The organism is Ruegeria sp. AM1, assembly GCF_056540745.1.
The window spans coordinates 1-3,472 of record NZ_JBQFXH010000030.1; the positions used below are offsets into that span (position 1 = coordinate 1).

The following is a 3,472-nucleotide window of genomic DNA, read 5'->3' on the forward strand; positions in this document are numbered from 1 at the left end:
CGGTGCCATCGGACAGATGAAACCGGACCGCCATACCGCGCACGTCAGACCATCCGTCATGGACAGCCGCACAACCCGATCCGTTCGAGAAACGGACGATGACGTCTGTCTTGTCGGCTTTGAAATGGTCAGCAGCGCAAAAATTGCGGGCAATCGGAGAGGGCTCGAAGAAACCCGTCGCGCTTATGCCTATTGTGTGAACGGGTCGCAGTTTGGGATCGCCATCCGGTCTGTGCAGCACATTAACCAGCTGCTCGGCAATGCCGGGAGCGCTCATATTTCCCCCCTGAGCGTTAACAAACGATTAAGACTTGTCGGATATCCTTACCGGCTCGAATCCCAAAGGCAACCAAAAGGTCGCTGTCACGCGGGTTTAGACGGTTGTTTTCTCAGGGTGTGATCTGTCGGCAAGCCTTACCAACGGCGCAGCATTTCGATGGCTTTTTGCCAGTCTCGTCCTTGTTTGCTGGCCTCGAACGCCTGATCCATCAGCGTGTAGGATGACGGTTTGTGCGTGGCCAGCCCAACCATTTTCGGCAGTGGTGGATTCAGGCGGACTAAACGCTCTTTCAAAACCAAATGAGCCATCCAGTACAGGTTTTCCGCTGAAGTTGTCAGCAGCAACTCGATTAATGCACCTTTGGGCGCGTTTGATGTCACGCCGAACCACTTCAGCAATCCCCAGTCATCGGGGTCGCGGATCATCTGTTCGGAGATGTCAGTCGGCTGTTGTCCGGTGCCTATTGACAGTGCTTCAATCTGATCCAAACCCTGCGCATGGCCTGCCGCAATGGCGACGTGTATTCCATTCATCACAGGGTTGTTGGCGAAGGCGCCGCCATCGGCGAAGTATCCGTAGTCAACACCCTCTGCCCTAACCAGGTGGGGCGGGAAATAAGAGGGGGCGGCTGAGCTGGCCATCGCCACATCCAACAGTTTGACCGCACTCATATCCAGCCAGGATTCGCGTTCGATCTCATGATTAGTGATGGTGAACGGCGCCCAGCCGACCTTGTCATTGCGATGCAGGCATACAGTGTTGACGGCTAGAACCAGATCGCGCGACAGTGAAGAAAGTGTTCTGTCACCGACAAGGGATTGCCCGATCTCCGCCAGTCCCGAAGCATTATATTGCGCTGCGGTTATGCCCGGCCCGCCTCCCAGTTTCAACTTGCGCAGGACCGTGTCCATCACCTTGTCCAGCACGCTGCGTTCGTTTTCGCGAAAAATCGTGTCGGCGTTTTCCCGATAGTGTTCGGCCAGTTCACCAATCAGAGCGGCCATGTTCTTGCCCTGTGTCCGGCCATCCGCCAAAGCAACCGCTATGAGGCCACCGGTCGAAGTTCCTGCGAAACCGTCTGCCTTGTCCAGAAGCTGCGTTTCTTCGTGCAGGCTCTGCAGAATGCGACAGGTCAGATATCCACGAATTCCACCACCATCGCAGGAAACCAGCTTAAACGGCATCCAAGTAATCCCAAGTCTTTTTGGTCAGCGATGGATTGCGGATCAGGGTTGTTTGATACCCTGCCGCGTGCCTGCGTGACTGCTTCGTTTCAGTTCTTGGCTATATCATCAGGAAATTATCGCCGAAGCACAAGAACCCGACAGCCTTATGGCGTACATAGCCAGCGTTCATGTGTCCTACTGGTTGCGCAGCCCGAGGCCGGAGTTTTTAGCGGCACCCTCTGGGACGTCCCAAATCGCCGATTGCAGGAGCGTCTGCTTGGCATGCACCAAATGGGTGTCGAATGCGGTTTTGGCGCCAGGGATATCACCATGTTCAAGCGCGGATATTATCTCGAGATGTTGTTGGATCGCGTGGCGGTTGCGTTCCAGCTCGTCCTTTTTATTCCAACGATAGTGGTAGTGGAACACCAGCGAAATGAGTTCAAAGAAGTCCCGAACAAAACGATTGTTGAACTCGTCGATCCAGATCCGATGGAACTTTTCGTCCAAACGTGGGAACAGAATATAGTCCCGCTCGATGTTGGTCAGGATTTCTTGATGTTCGTCGCGTAGATTGATGACGTCTTTATGTTGGTCTGGTGGTCCCGACAGAAAAGACAAAAAGGCTTTGCGCTCAAATACTTCGCGTACATCGAATAGTTCTTCGGCAAAGCCTTGTGTGAAACCAAGCAGAACCCAGTGCCGATTGGGGTTCTTCTTGATCAGCCCAAACCGAGAGAACCGGATCAGAAATTCACGAACCGCCGTGGATCCGACGCCGAACGCTTTGGCAAGCTCGGTTTCACGCAGGGTGGTGCCGGGGGTCAGCTCTTTGGCAAAGATGTATTCCATGAACATCGATGGCAGCTTTTCTGAAACCGGCTCGGTCTCTGAGACGGGAAAATACTCGTTTTGCCGTGGTTTCCTCAGCACTTTTTTCGAGCGCCCCGACCATTCGATAATACCGGCATCCTGAAGCCGGTTGAGAATTGTGCGTACAGTTGTCCGGCTGACAGCCCATGTATCCGCCAAGACAACTTCGGTTGGTAGCTCATGCATGTTTCTGCTCATACCGATCATGTCGAGGGCGCGGTTGTACCCTTCTTTATAGGTGCTGTTACTGCGTGACATGATCCGAACTCACTGTTTCATCTTTGCCTTTCGATAAGCTCGCAGGGCACTGAAAAGCCTGATTGCTTCCTGTGTCGACATACCACCCTTTGGGGCGATGGCAACGTCACTCTCTTTAGCTGCCTTTCCATGCGCTGCCGAGATTGCATCTGGATCGATGTCTTTTGGAACGATCAACATGCTTTCATTGATCTAAAACTCACTGAACCTTAGAACCCGGTCGCCCCGCCGCCATCCACCAGCACGACCTGGCCGGTGATGTATTTCGCAGCAGGCGAGGCAAGGAAGGCGCAGCACCAGCCGATATCTTCGGGTTGCCCGAGCGTGCCCATGGGAATGCGGCTCATGATCTTTTCCTTACGGGCCGGATCATTATGCGTTGCCTTACGGAAAATATCGGTATCGATCCATCCGGGCGCCACACCGTTGATACGAATGCCACGTGCCGCAAACTCGGCTGATAACCCGCGGATCACCCCGTCAACTGCCGTTTTGGATACCGTGTAACCTGAGACCAGGGGTTGGCCGATATAAGCTGTCATTGAAGACAGAAACTGGATTGTACCCGGGCGATCATCAGCCAACATCCGACGGATAACTTGTCGGCTCAGCTCAAGAGCGCCGCGGACATGTACGTCAAAGACTTGATCAAATTCTGCCAGAGTCTGATCTTCGAATGGTTTCTTCAGAGTGTTGCCCGCGTTATTGACCAATATATCGATGGGTCCAAGCTCTGCCTCGAATTCGGGAACCGAGGTGATATCGGTGATGTCAAAAACCCTGAATTGGCAACCGTGCCCAATCTGCTGCGCTGTCACTTCGAGCACATCCCTGCGGCGGCCCGCGATCACGACCTCGGCCCCAACCTGCGCAAGACAGGTCGCGATCGCCTTTC

General features: G+C 54.0%; 4 protein-coding genes. All 4 read right to left on the bottom strand.

Features of this window, described 5'->3' with window-relative positions; all coding sequences use genetic code 11:
• Nucleotides 1-277: catalase (locus ACR0I7_RS19940; RefSeq protein WP_480514100.1), on the bottom strand; the 277-nt coding region annotated here is incomplete at its 3' end.
• 137 nt (nucleotides 278-414) lie between these two features.
• Entirely contained in the window at nucleotides 415-1,464 is a 1,050-nt protein-coding gene (locus ACR0I7_RS19945; protein ID WP_480514102.1) for a patatin-like phospholipase family protein, read from the bottom strand.
• A gap of 177 nt (nucleotides 1,465-1,641) precedes the next feature.
• Nucleotides 1,642-2,577: a GntR family transcriptional regulator gene (locus ACR0I7_RS19950; protein ID WP_480514104.1), complete on the bottom strand. Its 936-nt coding sequence runs from the start codon at nucleotides 2,575-2,577 to the stop codon at nucleotides 1,642-1,644.
• A gap of 209 nt (nucleotides 2,578-2,786) precedes the next feature.
• Nucleotides 2,787-3,472: SDR family NAD(P)-dependent oxidoreductase (locus ACR0I7_RS19955; protein WP_480514106.1), on the bottom strand; the 686-nt coding region annotated here is incomplete at its 5' end.